The following is a 15,615-nucleotide window of genomic DNA, read 5'->3' as shown; positions in this document are numbered from 1 at the left end:
TAATCCTGCTTCCAAATTCACAGAAATCTTTTTTTGTCGAAAAAGACCTTTATCGGATCCAGGCATTTCTAAAATTCAGACAGGTTCCGATCACAGTCGCTTTTCAATATCGGTCGACGGAGTTTTAGATTGCAATATGTCGATTTAAGTATAGAGCTGGAGGTTGCATTTTCCTTTCTAAACGGAATGAATAAGCGAAATTCCTCGTTTGAAAAAAACAAAACATGAAAGAAAAAAGCGACTATGAGATTCTGTACTACTTTTATCTCCACTCCGATTTGATCGAAGAGGCATGGACGGAGTATAAGTCGAATCCAAGTCCGCTGAGAGCGTTAAATTTAAATAGCTGGATATTAACTTCATTCAATATCTACGATGATATATCAAGGATGCTGCCGGCAGTTTTAAGTAGATCGAAACCGCAAAATCCCTCCTCCGAAGAGAACGAATCCGCCTACGAACTGAAACGAATTAAATTATCAATTCAGATGAATCCCTTACTTTTATCGATACGCAACAGGAGTTTTTATAGCAAGCAAGGCAACAAAAAGGCTGGCGGTCAAAACGGCCGTTACTTTTGGGAACTGCAAAAAGAATTAACCGCAAACGGTAAAGGAACTTCCATAAACTTGTTAGAGGAATCTGCGAAAGAGGTAATTCGATTCAATAACGAACTTGAGCTGGATTTGATAGAATATTACGGATTCAATTATAGAAAGAAATTGAACATCGACGCAATCTTAAAATGATCCGACCTAATGTGAATCCATGTCGCTTATCATTCTACCATTTCCCTCCAAAGAGTAAAAGCCTTGTTAAAGTAAATCCGACTTAGACAGACGCTACGCAACCGAGTCATGATGACTAGCCTGGATTAGATAATGAAGCATTTCTTTTCTCAATTCGTTGTAGGACGGGTCCTCTAATATCGACTCCCTATCCCTTTTTCGAGGGAAGCGGACGTCCAAAATTCTATCGATCGTCGCCTTAGGCCCGTTAGACATTAAAATAATTCTATCCGACAGATAAAGCGCCTCATCGATATCGTGAGTAATCATAATCACGGTCTTGCGGAATTGTTCCCAAACCGAACTTAGCTCGTCCTGCATTTTTCCTCTAGTCAACGCATCCAGAGCTCCGAACGGTTCATCCAATAAAAGGACCTTGGGATTTGTAGCAAAAGCTCTAGCAATCCCGACCCTTTGCTTCATACCGCCGGAAATTTCCGACGGCTTCTTCTTAGAGTGCGCGGATAGATTGACCATTTCAACGAATTTCAGAGTCTCAGCTTTTCTGAATCCCTTATCACGCTCCGGATATACGCTATCCACCGCTACTCTCACATTCTCTTCGACGGTTAACCAAGGAAGTAAAGAGTGCGATTGGAAGACCACTGCTCGATCTAAGCCAGGTTTCGTAACGGTAACCCCGTCAACGGCTACCTTCCCTGAAGTCGGAGTTATCAAACCGGCGACTAAATTCAATAGAGTGGATTTACCGCATCCCGAATGGCCTATTATGCTTACGAATTCCCCTTGCCCGATATTCAGATCTATCCCGGCTAACGCATAATAACGATCCTTTCCCGATCCGAAAATTTGATGTACGTTATTAATCTGAACAAAATTTGTACTTTCCGATTTTTCCATAAAAATACCCTCTTAGAATTTTTGCCGAATTATCAAACTTCGGACTTACTTCCGAAAAATTTTCCCACGAACCCCATCCCTCGATCCAAAAGCAACCCTACGAGTCCTACAAAAACGAGAGCCACAAGCAAGTCGCTTAATCTTGAGCTGTTCCAAGAATCCCATATAAAGAACCCGATTCCTACTCCTCCGGTCAGCATTTCTGCCGCAACGATCGCAAGCCAAGCCATACCGATCGAAATTCGCAATCCCGTAAAAATATACGGGGCCGCCGCAGGAAGTAAAATTTTATAAAAATATCGCATTCCATTAATTTGATATACTTTCGAGATATTCTCATAATCCTTCGGAATACGCATAATCCCTACCGAAGTATTGATTATAATCGGCCAAAGTGAAGTGATAAAGATAACGAAAATCGCGGAGGGCCCGGCCTTATTGAAGGCCGCCAAGGAAATCGGAAGCCAGCCCAAAGGCGGAATCGTTCTTAAGACTTGAAAAATCGGATCTACCGCCTTAAAGGCTAAATTAGATTTACCTATTAGGATACCCAGAATTACTCCGACGAAAGACGCACATGAATAACCGATACCTACCCTTTGCAACGAAGAAAGTAATTGCCAGCCGATCCCTTTATCGTTTGCCCCGTTATCGAACCAAGGATGAAGTATAAGATCTTTGGACTCTACTATTGTTTGAATCGGACCGGGAAGCGTAACACCCTGCATCCCGGAATAAAACTGCCAGAGAATCCCGAAAATCAATAAAGCAAAGCCAGGCAAGAGAATCGACAGAATCGCATTCTTTCTCGAAGCTATGCGTTCCGGATCGACCGCGGATCCGAATTCAAGGTTCGGATTTATCTTAACCGTAGTTTCTAAAACAGATGAAGCTACCGGAACGGATTTCATTTCGATCGTATTCATTTCCTTTTCCTTCCTTTGAGCGCCGTTTCTATGACGAAATCCAGACGCCTCATTTCTTACCGTGGGATGTTTTCTTCCCGTCTATATTCTTAATTGTTAATTTACTTAAATAGCCTTCCGGATCATTAGGATCGAATTTAACGCCGTCAAAGAAAGTTTCGATTCCTCGCGAATCGCTTTTAGGAATCGCCTTTTTCTGTCCGATTGCTAAGGCGCATTCTTTCCAGATATCGGCGCGATTTACTTGGTTTACGACTTTGTCATAATCAACCCCGTTGGGCAGAAATCCCCATCGCCTTGTTTCCGCTAAGAACCATTTGTCGTGGCTTTTATAAGGAAAACCGGCATTACTGCTCCAATATTTCATCTTGGGAATTTTATTGCTCATGTCCCGGCCGTCCCCGTAAATAAACTCTCCTTTCAACCTCGGAAGAATGTCGCTCTCCGGAACATTGATCCAATTTTTCTGAGAAAGGATTTTGGCCATCTCCTTAACATTCTCGTTCTTTTCCGCCCACATTTGAGCTTCCATAATGGCCTTTAAGATCGCCTTCGCCGAATTCGGATTTTTATCCACCCAATCCTTGCGCATCGAAAAAGATTTCTCAGGATGATCTTTCCAGATTTCTTGAGTCATGAGCGCCGTGTATCCTATCTTCTGATTGAGAAGCTGTTGGTTCCAGGGTTCACCCACACAAAAAGCATCCATGGTTTCAACTTTCATATTTGCTACCATCTGCGGTGGAGGAACGACGATCGTAGTTACGTCTAAGTCCGGATCAATTCCGCCAGCGGCAAGCCAGTAGCGTAGCCAATAATTATGGGTCCCCGTTGGAAATGTCATTGCAACGGTCAACGGCTTCCCGTCCGTTTTCGCCCTTAATGCTATAGCTTTGAGCGGGGAACTGTCTATCGACAGACCGATATCTTTGTATTTCATAGCTGCGGAAATCCCTTGGTTATTCAAATTCAGGCGAGCTAAAATGTACATCGGAACCGGTTTATTTCCTTTCGTGTTAATTCCTAACGTCAATGCATAAGGCATCGGAGTAAGTATATGGGCGCCATCAATGCCGCCATTTTCGGAACCAAGCTCAAGATTATCGCGGGTCGTTCCCCAAGAAGCTTGCTTAACAACCTCTACATCGTTCATTCCATATTTCTTGAAAAATCCTTTTTCGGCCGCTATAACTAACGGAGCGGAATCCATTAAGGCGATATAGCCTATCTTTGCTTTCGTAGTTTCTAACTTTCCTTCCGCAAATACTCCGGAAATGTCGAGGGAATACGCAAGTATTCCGATCAAGAGTGCTACATATTCGATTCTTCTTCGCATTGTTGTTCAATACTCCTTTAATTTCTGAGACATTCCGCCGCGAGTTTACAATCTCCGGTGCGAAAGGATATAATTATAATTTAATAATATACTTTAATCCCCGTAGAGTCGTCCGGGCCATCTCATCTCCTTATAAGCAATTTTTATACCAATATTATTTTAATATTAAAATTTTAGCGATTTATACGAATATTTTTAAAAAATAACAAGCGATTGAGTCATTAAACAGCACAAATAGCTTTATATGCCTGTATTCTATGCAAAATATATCCTTTGATATGAGCGAAATGAAGACCGTATAGAAAATGACTGCTTATTTAGCGTACTTAATATCCAATATATAGACAAATTCTAGAATGGAAGAAGTCGGAGCAATAGCCCCAAAAAGCTAATTCTTTTCCCAGAGGCCAATTCGATAATTATTATTCTATTGGCATGATTATTGCTTGAATGGGGATTAAGCAATAAGGAACGCCGAATGAAACAATTTATAGCACCTAGTCGGAGCTTTAACATCGCGAGAAGCTCCAAGATACAAGCATATATGAAAGGCCGAAAAGAAGTAACTCGCAAGCTTAGCAGCCTTAAGGGGTTTATTTCCAGTTTTAACATCTCTGAGTTAATTATGATTTTATTAATTAGTTTAATTAGCTCGAGGCTGAATGCACAAACTTTAGAGAGTCCCGCTCCAAAAAACGACCCAGTTGTTCCGCAATCTCAAGGACAACCGGAACCTCCTAAATCCGACCCGCCAAAAACGGAAGCTCCGGATCCTAAAAAAAAGCCCGAGGAGGTCAAATATGCAACCCCCTTGAAGGGAGACATTCCTCTCGAGTACTTAAGAACTCTCCTAATTACACCGGAGCAAATGAAAGACACCCAGAAATCCAATTTGTTTTGGCTAGACAATCTTAAAATGGGATTTTCAGCCAGGCCAAGATACGAATCTAGGGAAAACTCGACTTTTAATAAACGAATGGACGACTATACTTCGTTCGTGGGCCAGAATACGCAGATTTGGTTTTTACTCGACCCTTCTCCGTATTTCTCGGTAAAAATTACGATGCAGGACACGAGACTCTGGGGAGGAAGCCAAGGTGCACAAAACGCAGGAAACTGGTCTTACGCGCTTACGACCGGATCCGGAGCGACTTTGACTCCCGGAACTACGGCAAGTACTAATGTCCGCAGCAATACGGATATTAGAGAGGCCTTTATCGTTTTAAAGAAATCCGAGAAACTACCTATTTCAATTTTTATCGGACGACAAGTCTTCGCATTCGGAGATCTTAAAATCGTCGGCCCGTTAAACTGGTTGAACACCGGGTTTTCCTTCGACGGCGTGCGTTTTGTTCATGATTCGAAATGGTTTCGTTCCCATGTTTTCGGAACTATCTTATCCGATCAATACAATGCTCCCTACGGATTAACCACGAGTAACGGGCAGGCGAAAGGAACCATCGATGAGGCGTATTTCACTGGAATGTATAATACTATCAAAGGCGGCGACATAGCGCATCTCGATTTATACGCATTAGAAGTCTCTAAAAAATGGATCTCTAATCCTAGTCCTACGGACTTCGATAGCAGATTGAAACAACGAGACAACTTGCTGACTACGGGGTTTCGATTAACCAATAGAACGAATATGAATAACTTACCGGCCGGTAAAATATGGGATTGGACGATTGAATCGGCCTGGCAATCCGGATACACAGGTGACCGGGTCAAAGCGGATTGGGACATTTTAAATCTCCAAACCGCCTCGGGTAAGAATATATACACACAACGAGTCCAGTACGATACCCATTTTCTATCGCTCGATACCGGTTGGAAAGTGTTAGATAATGTTCGACTTGGCGCGGGTTATATCTTCGGATCCGGGGATCCGAATCGGTCCGATGCGAAAGTGGGAACGTGGCAAACTCTATTTCCTCAAGTTGCCGGCTCTTTCCCGAATTGGAATACCATGAACGGGCAATCGCTTTTGGCAGGATTTCAGAATACAAAATCGTATTCAGCCAGGATGAATATCAAAACGGAATCTTATGGAACGTTTATTTTCGCATTTTACGATACGTTAAAAGCTACGCCGCAAGACGCGTGGTATAATGTGGCGGGAGTTCCGAACACTGGAAACAGCACGGAAAACTTTTCGAACAACAAATTCACGATTGATAACGCTAGACTCGGAAAACATTTATTCTATCAATACGATTTTACTTGGATTTACAATTATTCAGAATATATCTCGATTTGGTCCGGATTTTCATTAGTAAGAGCCCAAGATGCAATAAGAAATGCGAGAGACAATCCTTACGCCCCTAATCCTCTGGATCGTACTACATTCGAACCCAATTCCAAATTCTTTTATCTGATGGTCTCGGTTTCGTTGTAAATAAGGAATTTTATAAAAATATTACAATTTTATAAAATATATGATCAAGATCCCCTTTCAAATCCTTCTTTAAACTCTTTAAAGAAGGATAAAGATTTTTTAGCCAAAGCAAGTTCCGTTTTCAAATTGGCGGATTCCCATTTTAAGGAATTTGCCTCCTCCTTCAACAAAGTGGTTTCTCCGAGTTGTTCCATTATTTGCGATCTCAGCCAGCTGATCCGATTCTTTTGAAGTTTTACTTTCGCCAGTAGCCTTAATATAAAAATGCTATTCTTTAATGCTCTAGATGTCTTTCTTAGTTTAGTGGAAGCGAGAGTTTTGTCGCGAAGCGTTAATACTCTTTTCAAAGATTGAACCTGAGAAACGTTACCTAAATTCTCTTCAAAATACTCAATACTGTACCACTTTGAAAAATACATAATCTTAATATATCGGACCAATCTCCGTAACCCTCACATTTCAAAACGTTCGAAATATCCCAAATTTTTACTTTATAAAACTTAAATCCTTTATCGAAAGACCTTCAATTCTCTCAAAGAACCTCTCTTTTAAGGTTGATCTTAAATCCATCACCCACTAATATCCAAAGTGAGATATATTGCTTCGCGTAAACCTTAATAACATTTTAACAATATTCAAGTAACTATTTTATCAAAATGTCAAAAAAATTGAAAAAGACAAACACTATAGGAAATCGGTTACAAATAGCTTTTAAAGAACTCGAAATTTCCAGAGAAGAAGGCGCTGAAACTATCGGCACCTCTTTGGCGACCATAAATAGATATTTATGTGACCAAGAGACAATTCCGGAATTCAGAATGGATCTACTCTTAATTAAGAAAGGTGTTTCAAAAGTATTCGTATTTAAGAATAAGGGAATACCGAAAGCAACCTGGGAAGAAAGGCTCAATTTTATGGAAAAAGAAAAGGCCTTAATTAACGAAATTCGGCATAATGCCACCTTAAAGGAGTTAATTTCGAAATTATCAAAACTTTCCGACGAGAACTTGAAATTCGTTAGCGTATTATTATCCAAATTGAAATCCTAGGAGAAATCGCTTTTAGCTTATAAAAAGATCCGTTACTTTTTGCGAGTACTGCTTAACATGATTGGATATAGCCCCTTCTTTTGAATACGCGGACTCCAACAACATTTCTGCTTGTAAAGCGTATACCTCTTCCCTTCTCTCAGTCTCAAACTGATCGCAAATTTCCGCAAAGGTTTTCGGATCGATTTTTTTCAATAAGAATCGATTCAAGGAGACGATTACGGAAGAGAATCTAGGGTTTCGCAAACCGTTTTTAAAATCGGAAAGTTCTATATTAAATAATCTAAAATTAGTTATCGAAATCCAAGCAATCCATAGGAACGCCAACGTTCCGAGAACAACCGCCGAAACTTCGGAATTCCCCGACAAAGATAGTAGAATTGCTAAAAAAGAAGAAATAAGTCCGCAGCAAATCGTCGCTGCAAAGAGATAAACGGAATGAAGCCTTACGAAATAGTTCCCTATGAAGATATTTCGAATCAGTATTGCAAGGCATACAAAGACTGAGCCATAGATGTAAGCGCAGGCAGAGTAATATAGAGGACCCGGTTTAAAAATTCTAAGCGATCCTTCCATTTGATACGAACCGACTAACCCTCTGAACGAATACCAAGAGAAGACTACTATAGCTAGGGCATGAATTAGAGTTAATAATGCTGGTGGAGATACCGGCGAATCCGGTCTGAAATAGTTGAAAATTATATATGTTAATAAAATTGGAATAAAGAGAATCGGAATGGAAATTAGATTTGTGAGATAGGATCGAAAGGTGAACGAAAGCGAAAAGTCGCTTAAAGAATAAAGAATACACGACGCGGACATTAGAAGCGCGATAAGTGAAAAAGATAGGCTCAAATAATTTCGTTCCGAACCACGATAAAAATGCACCGCCGATAGAGATGAAAGGACAAATGTTGCGATTGTCAAAATCAGCTCCAAGTCATTTTTGCGAATAAAGGTACAAATAATCTTGAGCCGGCGCACAGGATATGGTCGTTTTTTAAGTTGCAGAATCGAATTAGAATTGTTCTAATCATCAAAGTGCTCGAAATTGCCGTATATTTCTTCACATAGCTGCATAAATCATTAAATTTTGACAACCTTTTATATAAATTATTTATATGATAAAATCATCAGGAGAGCGGGTAAAATTCGTCCGGACAGAGGGTCGAATCGCGGAAATCAATCAGAAAGATTTTGCCGATGAGATTAAAATCACTCAAGCGATGCTGAGCTTAATCGAATCGAATAAGCAACCCCTGTCTTATGCTATCGCGCTTAAGATCGAAAAGGCGACCGGATATAGGGCCGAATGGCTGATCGATGGGGCTAGGCCTGAAAAACTATCTAAAAATTTGCAGGAAGTAAGAACGCCGAAGGATCAGGAAGAACTTCTAAGATTAATTTCCAAAACGAACGCCAGCGATTACGTCGTACTTCTACTTTCAAAGCTTTCTGCCGCCGATCGGGAAGTTGTTTTTAAACTCATTGAATCGTTAGCTAACAAAAGAAAGACTTAAAATCATTTAAAATAACGGCCAAATTGCTTCACATTCTAGATTTTTCATCGCCTTCAAGCGACGTTTTTGCAAATAATTCATTATTAAACTCGATTAATGAACTTGCGATCCGAGATCTGACATCCAATAATTTCTTATTATAATCGCTCGGATCGGCCAAATGGTATACAAGTAGGGAAACGGGCAAACTTATACGAACCGAAAATGAAATCTTTTGCCTCGATAATAATCTGTCCTTTATTTCAAACGCATCGTATTGCAATGTAGCGATCGCCCAAAGGAAGAAAGATATAATGATTCCGATCGATATCAGAAGTGCATGAAAAATCTGAATCAACGGTAAAAAATAAATGAAAATTAGTATGAAAAGCAAAGAAACGGCGATGCCGCTTAGTAAACCTGACTAGAGAGTTCGTTCGACTCTTTTACTCCTAATCCGAATACACTCGATGTAACCCCTACCCGCGCGGGATTAATCAGCCCGTACGCTATTTCAAAATCCTTCGTGATGCAGTAATTTGCAACAACCGCCGCAATCATTTGATGGAGATCAAAGACATTCGAATCGTTTTTTCGTACAATCGATAAATGAACATGCTATTCGATCCCAAAGCAAGTATTTGGACGTTTTCTTTTCGACCTTTTTTTCTAGGGACTGGACTTCACGCGATGTTCGCCATTTTGGTTTGGATAATATTCCAATTTTATAGTTATTCACCGCCGTACACGACCGTAAGCATCCAATTTCATATGTACGAGATGGTTTTCGGTTTTGCTCGCGCCGCAATTCTTGGCTTTATTTTTACCGCAGCTCAGAATTGGACGAGAACCGTACTGTTAAAGGAAAAAAGTTTAATCCTTCTATTTATGCTCTGGCTCGTCGGAAGATTCGGATTTCTCTCGAATTCATATTTTTCCACGATCGCATTCTCGGTAGACCTGCTTTGCGATATAGTAGCCCTTTACTACCTATTGCCTGCCCTTCTAAAACAGGGGCAGGAACACAATCGGATCGTTGCGTTTATCTTTGGAGTTTTTTGCTTGATTCACGCATCGGCAGTTTTCGCCATCCTAAACGTAATCCATTCCTATTTGAGTCTGCATTTAATACATATTTCCATTTTTGTAATACTATTCATTATCATTTTAATCGCGGGAAGAATTATCCCTTTTTTCACGTCCGTAGCAATTCAGGGCGCCTTTCCTCAAAAATTCCCGAGGTTAGAGCAGACGCTTCAATATTTTGGCTTACTATTGTTATGCGAGGAATTCCTTGTGTTTTGGTTTCCTAATTGGCTTCCACTATCCGGAGGATTTTGTTTTATCTACGCCGTATTGAACGCTGCTCGTTGGTTATATTGGAAACCGTGGAGATCGATATCGACTCCGATTCTATTCATTTTGCATTTAGGCTACTTTTGGATTGTTACAGGACTTTTAATGTACGCATCCTCGCGTTTCGGATTCGTTTCAAGCTCCCCTGCATACCACGTTCTCACGACCGGGGGAATCGGAGTGTTCATATATGGAATGATCACGCGAGTCTCTCTCGGACATACCGGCCGACCGATTCGAGCATCTAAGCTCACGATCCTGGGATATATATTCATAAATTTAACGGTGCTATCTCGGGGATTTTTACCGATATTCGGTCGCAATCAAGAAGCATACATTTTATCCGCTTTATTTTGGATTCTTTCATTCTTGCTATTTTCTTTACAATATACTAATATTTTAATTCAACCTAGGGTAGATGCAAAACCGATGCACCCTAACTAGTTTTCCGTTGATTCTCCGAAGAAAGCGCAATTCATCGGGCTAGTTTTTGAATTTCATATGAAAATTTATCCGGGTTAAACGCAAGAATTTACCGAAGCGTCGAGTAGATTGATTTGAATTATCCAATAGATCTCATTCGCCATTTTGGAAGAATATCCGATCTAAACTTTAGCAAAAATACCGTTCATTTTCAGTTTCTTTCGAATTGAAAACCCGTTTAAAAAAGAATCGAGGGAAATACTATGAAATTTTGAGGTTTTATTCTTGATTTGCATCAATGTTAATAGGAAGTTCTTAAGATGTTTTTAAACACTCACTCTAGCTAAATGGTTTTTTAACATTCGATATGCAACCTTTAACCGAAATCAAATCCCTTAGCCCTAATCATTGGAAGACGATTCGTCAAGAGTATCCTGCCCAGCTCGAATCGTTAGAGATTAAAAGGAAATATAAAAAAGGCGAATTAATCTTTAGCGAGAAAGATCTCTATCGCGGATTTTTTACAGTTTCATCAGGTATTTTTAAAGTGTATTGCCTAAACTCCGATGGGCGAGAGGCAATTCTTCGGATCTTCGCAGCCGGCGAGGTGATAGCTGCCCATCCTATATTTTATATGACGGAAACTTGCAATTACCCTGCATTTTGCGAAGCATTGCAGGACGGCGAATTGCTATATTACCCAAAAGACGAATTTACCTCCTTTTTATTGCAAAATACCCGAGCGCTATTCCTGTTCTCCGCCCTAACCGTCGAACATTTGAATTATTTTAGAAAGAAGATGATGGAGAACCTTTTTTTATCGGTGAAGGATAGGATACTCAGTTTCTTACGCGAATCCGGTGCCGAAGACGAATACGTCTCGCTTCCGATCACTAAACAGCAACTTGCGCTATTATTAGGAACAACCCCCGAGTCGATAAGCAGAGCCTTCCGCTCTCTCCTAGAAGATTGTCTTTTGGAGGAAAAAGGAGATTCCTATCGTGTTAAACGAATAATATTATCTCAAAATTAAGTCCGGTAACTCCGGCCCTTATTCAAAAGGTTTTAATGCTAGTGCTCTTCCCTTTTAATGAGAAAAACGAAGGAAGACCGTTTCCGGTCGTCCTTCGTCTCCCATGCGAAAAGCTTATCGAGTAAGGATCTCTAGCCCGTTTCCGTGGGCCCAAACTCCGTCCAAAACTCGCCCTCCTTCTTTTACGGTATAGATGATGGGACTGTTATCTCCCCAGTCTGCATTAACAGTGTCACCGTCTAACATTGCCGTACCTTCTAATCGAATACCTACGGACCAAACCACATCATAGCTTCCTATATCGTTTTTCTTAAAAACGACCGTTCCTTTGTATCTGGTTCCGTTCGGGTTTATGCCGTTCGCTTTGTAAGTTCCGCTTAGATCGAGTTGAGGATCTGCTTTCATTACGCTTACCGATGTCACTAAAGCAATGACCGCAAGGATTGCTAACATTCTTCGTGCATTCATAAACATAGTACTCACCTCCATCGGCGATGCTAAAGGATACTATACCTCGTAGTAAAATTAACAATAGAGAAATTTCAAAATCATAAAATTATTTCGTTTTTATAACGTAATAATTACATTTTAATTACAATATTCTATGAGTTTTGCTCTCATTTGAAAAAGGAAATCCCCTGCCCTACCGAAAATTGCACTTCCTACGATAAACTCGCAATTCAAGAACGATACTCTGCGGTGCATTTGATTGAATACTTCTAACAGGCCCCGGACTATAATAGCGAAATGAGGTTACCTATCGCAACTTTACTCAAAAATTTATCTTTCGAATCGCTGGAGACCTTACATAAGCTCAGCGCTCCGATTGGAATATTAATCAGTAATCCTTAATGTTTAAAACGATAATAATTTATTGATAACAGATGGATATCTTCGTTTTTCCGCCTCGTCGAAATAAATCGCTTTGCTCATGCTTAAAAAATAGGCACTGAAATTCTAATCGTTTAAAAAATTAGGGAGGAATCTATACGCAGATTTTCAGTCAATTCTTCGTCAATTGAACTGTAGATCGAAACTACTCGTGAGGTCGAAATCCGATGAACTACGAAGAAAAGTCCATTAGAAACCTGGAATTTATTTTAGACCAACATCAGAAATTGCAGGTAATAAAGCAGCATCTTTTGGATCAGAGAATGTTCGTAAAAACTCCTCCTTTTACCCAGGAAGTCAGAATAATAAAAGTGTTGGAAGGCGGAAATCGACTAGTCTTAACTGTGCCGGAGACGTTTAACCCCCATCAAGGAAATCGAATTGCTTTCTTCCGAATGTTGGCGGCTTACATAGAAATAAATTGCATATTCGTAGAGCAACTAAACAACGGAAATTGTATATTCAAACTAGAGAGTTTATGTATAGCGAAAAAAGGGCGAAATCTTGAACGCCTTCCCATGCCTATGGAGATTGCCTACGTCACCAATATCCTTTGTCATAGATCGATTATCGATAAAACTAAGTTCGCGTTACCGAATATCGTATTTGAAAGTTTCGAGAAGTATAAAAGAATTCTCCAAAATACGAACCTCGGGGACGTAGTTATAGATATTTTTAGGGGAGGACAAAATAACAAATTCGAAGCGGTAAAGAAGAATCAAAAACCCTTATTCATTGCAGACACTTCCAATCCTAATTGTTTTCGCTCCGAATACATTTCTCTTAACGTTTGCGGGCCGAATACCGACACCGATATTCTATCAAAAATTCGTGAATATAGAGTAAACGGCGTTCTTTCGGAAATAATCGTTCCGATTCTTTATCCGAATGATAACGGAATCCCCGTCTCAATCGGATTTATACAGATGCGCAGCAAATCGATCCAGTATACTCCCGATGATCTTTCGAATATAGAATCATTGTCTCAAGAGATTACCAATTTAATTTTAAGCGCTAATTCGACAAAAATTACCACCCACTTTAAAATTATGGATATCTCCAATTCAGGTATGCGCTTAAGAATCGACGACCCGGCTATCTCCGAAAAACTTTCGAAAAGAAAAGAACTACAGTTTGATATAGTTTTTCGCGGGCAGGCAGGTATTCCGATAACAGGCGCTGTTAGATGGACAGCCTTCGAAAAACCTAGTACTTTATATTTAGGTCTTGAATTCCAGCTTGAAAGCGGGCAGGACCTGAACAGGAAAAGATTGGAATCTAACTTAATCGCGCTTCGAAAAGAGTATTTAAAAATATTAAATAAGCGTGTTTCGTAGTAGTCGGAATCGGATCATTGTTGCTTCGGCTCAAGCTGCGAATACGCGGGAGAACGCCGATCGATATTCCCGGAGGAATTCTTTGATCGAATACCTCCAATGTTCCGTCTCCTTCTACCAAAGCCTCGCCTAAGTTATATCGGTTTATATATATATATCGGACTTTCCTACGCATAAATCGTAAACTCACATTCATTTTCTAACCTTCCTATCGAAAGCCGGAATCATTTTGAATTTCACTTGCGCACTGACACATTTCCGTTTCATCCTCTTGCGGAAATTCTGTAACCTACTATATATGATGCGCTTTACGGATAGCGAGCAATCGGGAAGCAAATCGGTTAAGTAGTTAAATTCCGACGAAAAAATGAAAAATTAGAAACTTACGCCTGTTAAATGAAATCAGTTGAAATCATTTGTTTAGGAATCTTTTACAAACTATAAATAAGACTTCTAACTACTTTAGCCTATATTCGATTTGGAGGATTCATTTATGGACAGCACATTCCAATTTTTCGTTCAAATTATCGGATTCATTTTCTCGATAGTTGCTCTGCTGTATTTAAAGAGACTATTTTCCTCAAAGCATCTTCATGATGAAAACGAGAAACCTGAAGGATTCTAACCTTCAGACGACGGACCCTTTCGGACAAAGGCGATATCCAAAATAAATGCCGCGCTGCCCCACTCGGTTAGAATTATTCAAAATACGATCCAGCATCGCTTTGAAACTCTTACAGCTTCCCGCTTTTAAGTTTGCCCTTCGAACAACATAAAAATGGCAGATATAGCATAATTCCATAATTTGGATAGCATGCAAACTATCGAGAAAAATAATAGAATATGTATTTTGGAAATAAATTTCTTTTGATAAAAAGGAATTTCAAGATATCATTCAACTATAATCGATATCGATTGCTTCAAAGAGCAATGGAACGAATGATTGAAACCTTTACAAGCCGATCAATACCACATTTCGAGGACTGCAATACTGACATGAAATATAAACGCGAACGTGAACGACTAATTTCGAAAGAGCTGTCGGAGCTTTCCACAACGCTCATTTGCGACGATCTATCAATATCCGGATTAGTCGCGAACATCTCTGAGATTGGAATGGGAATTTTAGTGCAGGATAACTCGAAAGAGCCGCCTCCCGTCGGATCATCGGTCTCTGGCAAAATAACCGGAGAGGTATTCGGCGAGCTAGATTTTGAAGGGGTTATCGTCAGAAATGAAAGATCCAACGATTCCGATTCGATTAATTATATTATTGGAATTAAATTCACGTCCGAAATTTCCTTACCTGATCGAGTCATCGCTTTAAGTTTAACGATAGACGAATAAGAATATGATAAAGAACTTTTAAAGCCGATTGATTAGCTAAAGATTCTAAATAGTCGGCTTTAAATTTTATAAAGTTAATTCTAAAATTGCTAATATATGAATTTTCCGTTCCGAGGAAAAACCCGGATTGAATCGCGCTCGCTTTGGAAAAACAAAGGTCAATTTTACCGTATTATTAGAACGCGTTGCTTTCACCTTGTTTGAACGGTTTGAGTAACTTCGAGACCACAAAATTAACGTAATTCGAATTTTTATCTACTGACTACCGGTAAAATAGCGTTGACCGATTGTTTATAGTATTACATAGATTAGGTGTACTGTAGGAACTTTATATCGAGCGATGCGGCCTCAGGGTCTTAATATTGTAAGAA

Annotated in this window: 15 protein-coding genes; 8 read left to right on the top strand and 7 right to left on the bottom strand. The window is 39.8% G+C overall.

Features of this window, described 5'->3' with window-relative positions:
• Positions 1–224: 224 nt before the first annotated feature.
• Complete coding sequence (locus LEP1GSC050_RS05000) at positions 225–749, top strand: hypothetical protein (protein WP_010568303.1); 525 nt, start codon at positions 225–227, stop codon at positions 747–749.
• A 93-nt stretch (positions 750–842) separates the two neighbouring features.
• Here LEP1GSC050_RS05000 and LEP1GSC050_RS04995 read toward each other — a convergent pair whose 3' ends face one another.
• The 3 genes from LEP1GSC050_RS04995 to LEP1GSC050_RS04985 are packed head-to-tail and all read right to left on the bottom strand — an operon-like array spanning position 843 to position 3,911.
• Entirely contained in the window at positions 843–1,649 is an 807-nt protein-coding gene (locus tag LEP1GSC050_RS04995) for an ABC transporter ATP-binding protein (protein WP_010568304.1), read from the bottom strand.
• A 32-nt stretch (positions 1,650–1,681) separates the two neighbouring features.
• On the bottom strand, positions 1,682–2,575 hold the full coding sequence (gene ntrB, locus LEP1GSC050_RS04990) for a nitrate ABC transporter permease (RefSeq protein WP_010568305.1): 894 nt from the start codon (positions 2,573–2,575) through the stop codon (positions 1,682–1,684).
• Positions 2,576–2,624: 49 nt separating this feature from the next.
• The gene (locus LEP1GSC050_RS04985) at positions 2,625–3,911 is read right to left on the bottom strand and encodes a CmpA/NrtA family ABC transporter substrate-binding protein (protein WP_010568306.1); all 1,287 of its coding nucleotides are present in this window, start codon (positions 3,909–3,911) and stop codon (positions 2,625–2,627) included.
• 478 nt (positions 3,912–4,389) lie between these two features.
• On the opposite strand from LEP1GSC050_RS04985, the gene LEP1GSC050_RS04975 reads away from it, so the two are divergent.
• The gene (locus LEP1GSC050_RS04975; RefSeq protein WP_156895938.1) at positions 4,390–6,309 is read left to right on the top strand and encodes an alginate export family protein; all 1,920 of its coding nucleotides are present in this window, start codon (positions 4,390–4,392) and stop codon (positions 6,307–6,309) included.
• 44 nt (positions 6,310–6,353) lie between these two features.
• Here the strand turns inward: LEP1GSC050_RS04975 and LEP1GSC050_RS04970 are convergent, their stop codons facing one another.
• Positions 6,354–6,728 carry a hypothetical protein gene (locus LEP1GSC050_RS04970; protein ID WP_010568308.1) on the bottom strand — a complete coding sequence of 125 codons (375 nt, stop codon included), beginning with the start codon at positions 6,726–6,728 and terminating at the stop codon, positions 6,354–6,356.
• A gap of 399 nt (positions 6,729–7,127) precedes the next feature.
• Here LEP1GSC050_RS04970 and LEP1GSC050_RS21085 point away from each other — a divergent pair, with 399 nt between their 5' ends.
• On the top strand, positions 7,128–7,358 hold the full coding sequence (locus tag LEP1GSC050_RS21085; protein ID WP_020987070.1) for a hypothetical protein: 231 nt from the start codon (positions 7,128–7,130) through the stop codon (positions 7,356–7,358).
• A 12-nt stretch (positions 7,359–7,370) separates the two neighbouring features.
• On the opposite strand, the gene LEP1GSC050_RS04960 is transcribed toward LEP1GSC050_RS21085, so the two are convergent.
• Entirely contained in the window at positions 7,371–8,342 is a 972-nt protein-coding gene (locus LEP1GSC050_RS04960; RefSeq protein ID WP_269571998.1) for a histidine kinase N-terminal 7TM domain-containing protein, read from the bottom strand.
• 137 nt (positions 8,343–8,479) lie between these two features.
• Here LEP1GSC050_RS04960 and LEP1GSC050_RS04955 point away from each other — a divergent pair, with 137 nt between their 5' ends.
• Complete coding sequence (locus LEP1GSC050_RS04955; protein ID WP_010568311.1) at positions 8,480–8,878, top strand: helix-turn-helix transcriptional regulator; 399 nt, start codon at positions 8,480–8,482, stop codon at positions 8,876–8,878.
• Positions 8,879–8,906: 28 nt separating this feature from the next.
• Here LEP1GSC050_RS04955 and LEP1GSC050_RS04950 read toward each other — a convergent pair whose 3' ends face one another.
• Positions 8,907–9,251 carry a hypothetical protein gene (locus LEP1GSC050_RS04950; protein WP_010568312.1) on the bottom strand — a complete coding sequence of 115 codons (345 nt, stop codon included), beginning with the start codon at positions 9,249–9,251 and terminating at the stop codon, positions 8,907–8,909.
• 221 nt (positions 9,252–9,472) lie between these two features.
• On the opposite strand from LEP1GSC050_RS04950, the gene LEP1GSC050_RS04945 reads away from it, so the two are divergent.
• Positions 9,473–10,657 carry an NnrS family protein gene (locus LEP1GSC050_RS04945; protein ID WP_010568313.1) on the top strand — a complete coding sequence of 395 codons (1,185 nt, stop codon included), beginning with the start codon at positions 9,473–9,475 and terminating at the stop codon, positions 10,655–10,657.
• 346 nt (positions 10,658–11,003) lie between these two features.
• A complete protein-coding gene (locus LEP1GSC050_RS04940) occupies positions 11,004–11,669 on the top strand; it encodes a Crp/Fnr family transcriptional regulator (protein WP_010568314.1) in 666 nt (221 codons plus the stop codon).
• A gap of 114 nt (positions 11,670–11,783) precedes the next feature.
• On the opposite strand, the gene lfb1 is transcribed toward LEP1GSC050_RS04940, so the two are convergent.
• The gene (gene lfb1, locus LEP1GSC050_RS04935) at positions 11,784–12,137 is read right to left on the bottom strand and encodes an LIC10280 family protein (RefSeq protein ID WP_232225655.1); all 354 of its coding nucleotides are present in this window, start codon (positions 12,135–12,137) and stop codon (positions 11,784–11,786) included.
• 590 nt (positions 12,138–12,727) lie between these two features.
• Here lfb1 and LEP1GSC050_RS04930 point away from each other — a divergent pair.
• Together LEP1GSC050_RS04930 and LEP1GSC050_RS04920 are read left to right on the top strand one after the other, a co-directional pair.
• Positions 12,728–13,897, top strand: coding sequence for a DUF1577 domain-containing protein (locus LEP1GSC050_RS04930; RefSeq protein WP_010568316.1), 1,170 nt, complete (start codon positions 12,728–12,730; stop codon positions 13,895–13,897).
• A 996-nt stretch (positions 13,898–14,893) separates the two neighbouring features.
• Positions 14,894–15,244: a PilZ domain-containing protein gene (locus LEP1GSC050_RS04920; protein ID WP_020987149.1), complete on the top strand. Its 351-nt coding sequence runs from the start codon at positions 14,894–14,896 to the stop codon at positions 15,242–15,244.
• The last annotated feature ends 371 nt before the right edge of the window (positions 15,245–15,615 follow it).

Origin of the sequence: Leptospira broomii serovar Hurstbridge str. 5399 (genome assembly GCF_000243715.2) — a bacterium.
Lineage (GTDB): Bacteria > Spirochaetota > Leptospiria > Leptospirales > Leptospiraceae > Leptospira_B > Leptospira_B broomii.
Note: the sequence above shows the minus strand (reverse complement) of the source record. Positions and strands in the feature narration are given on the sequence as shown.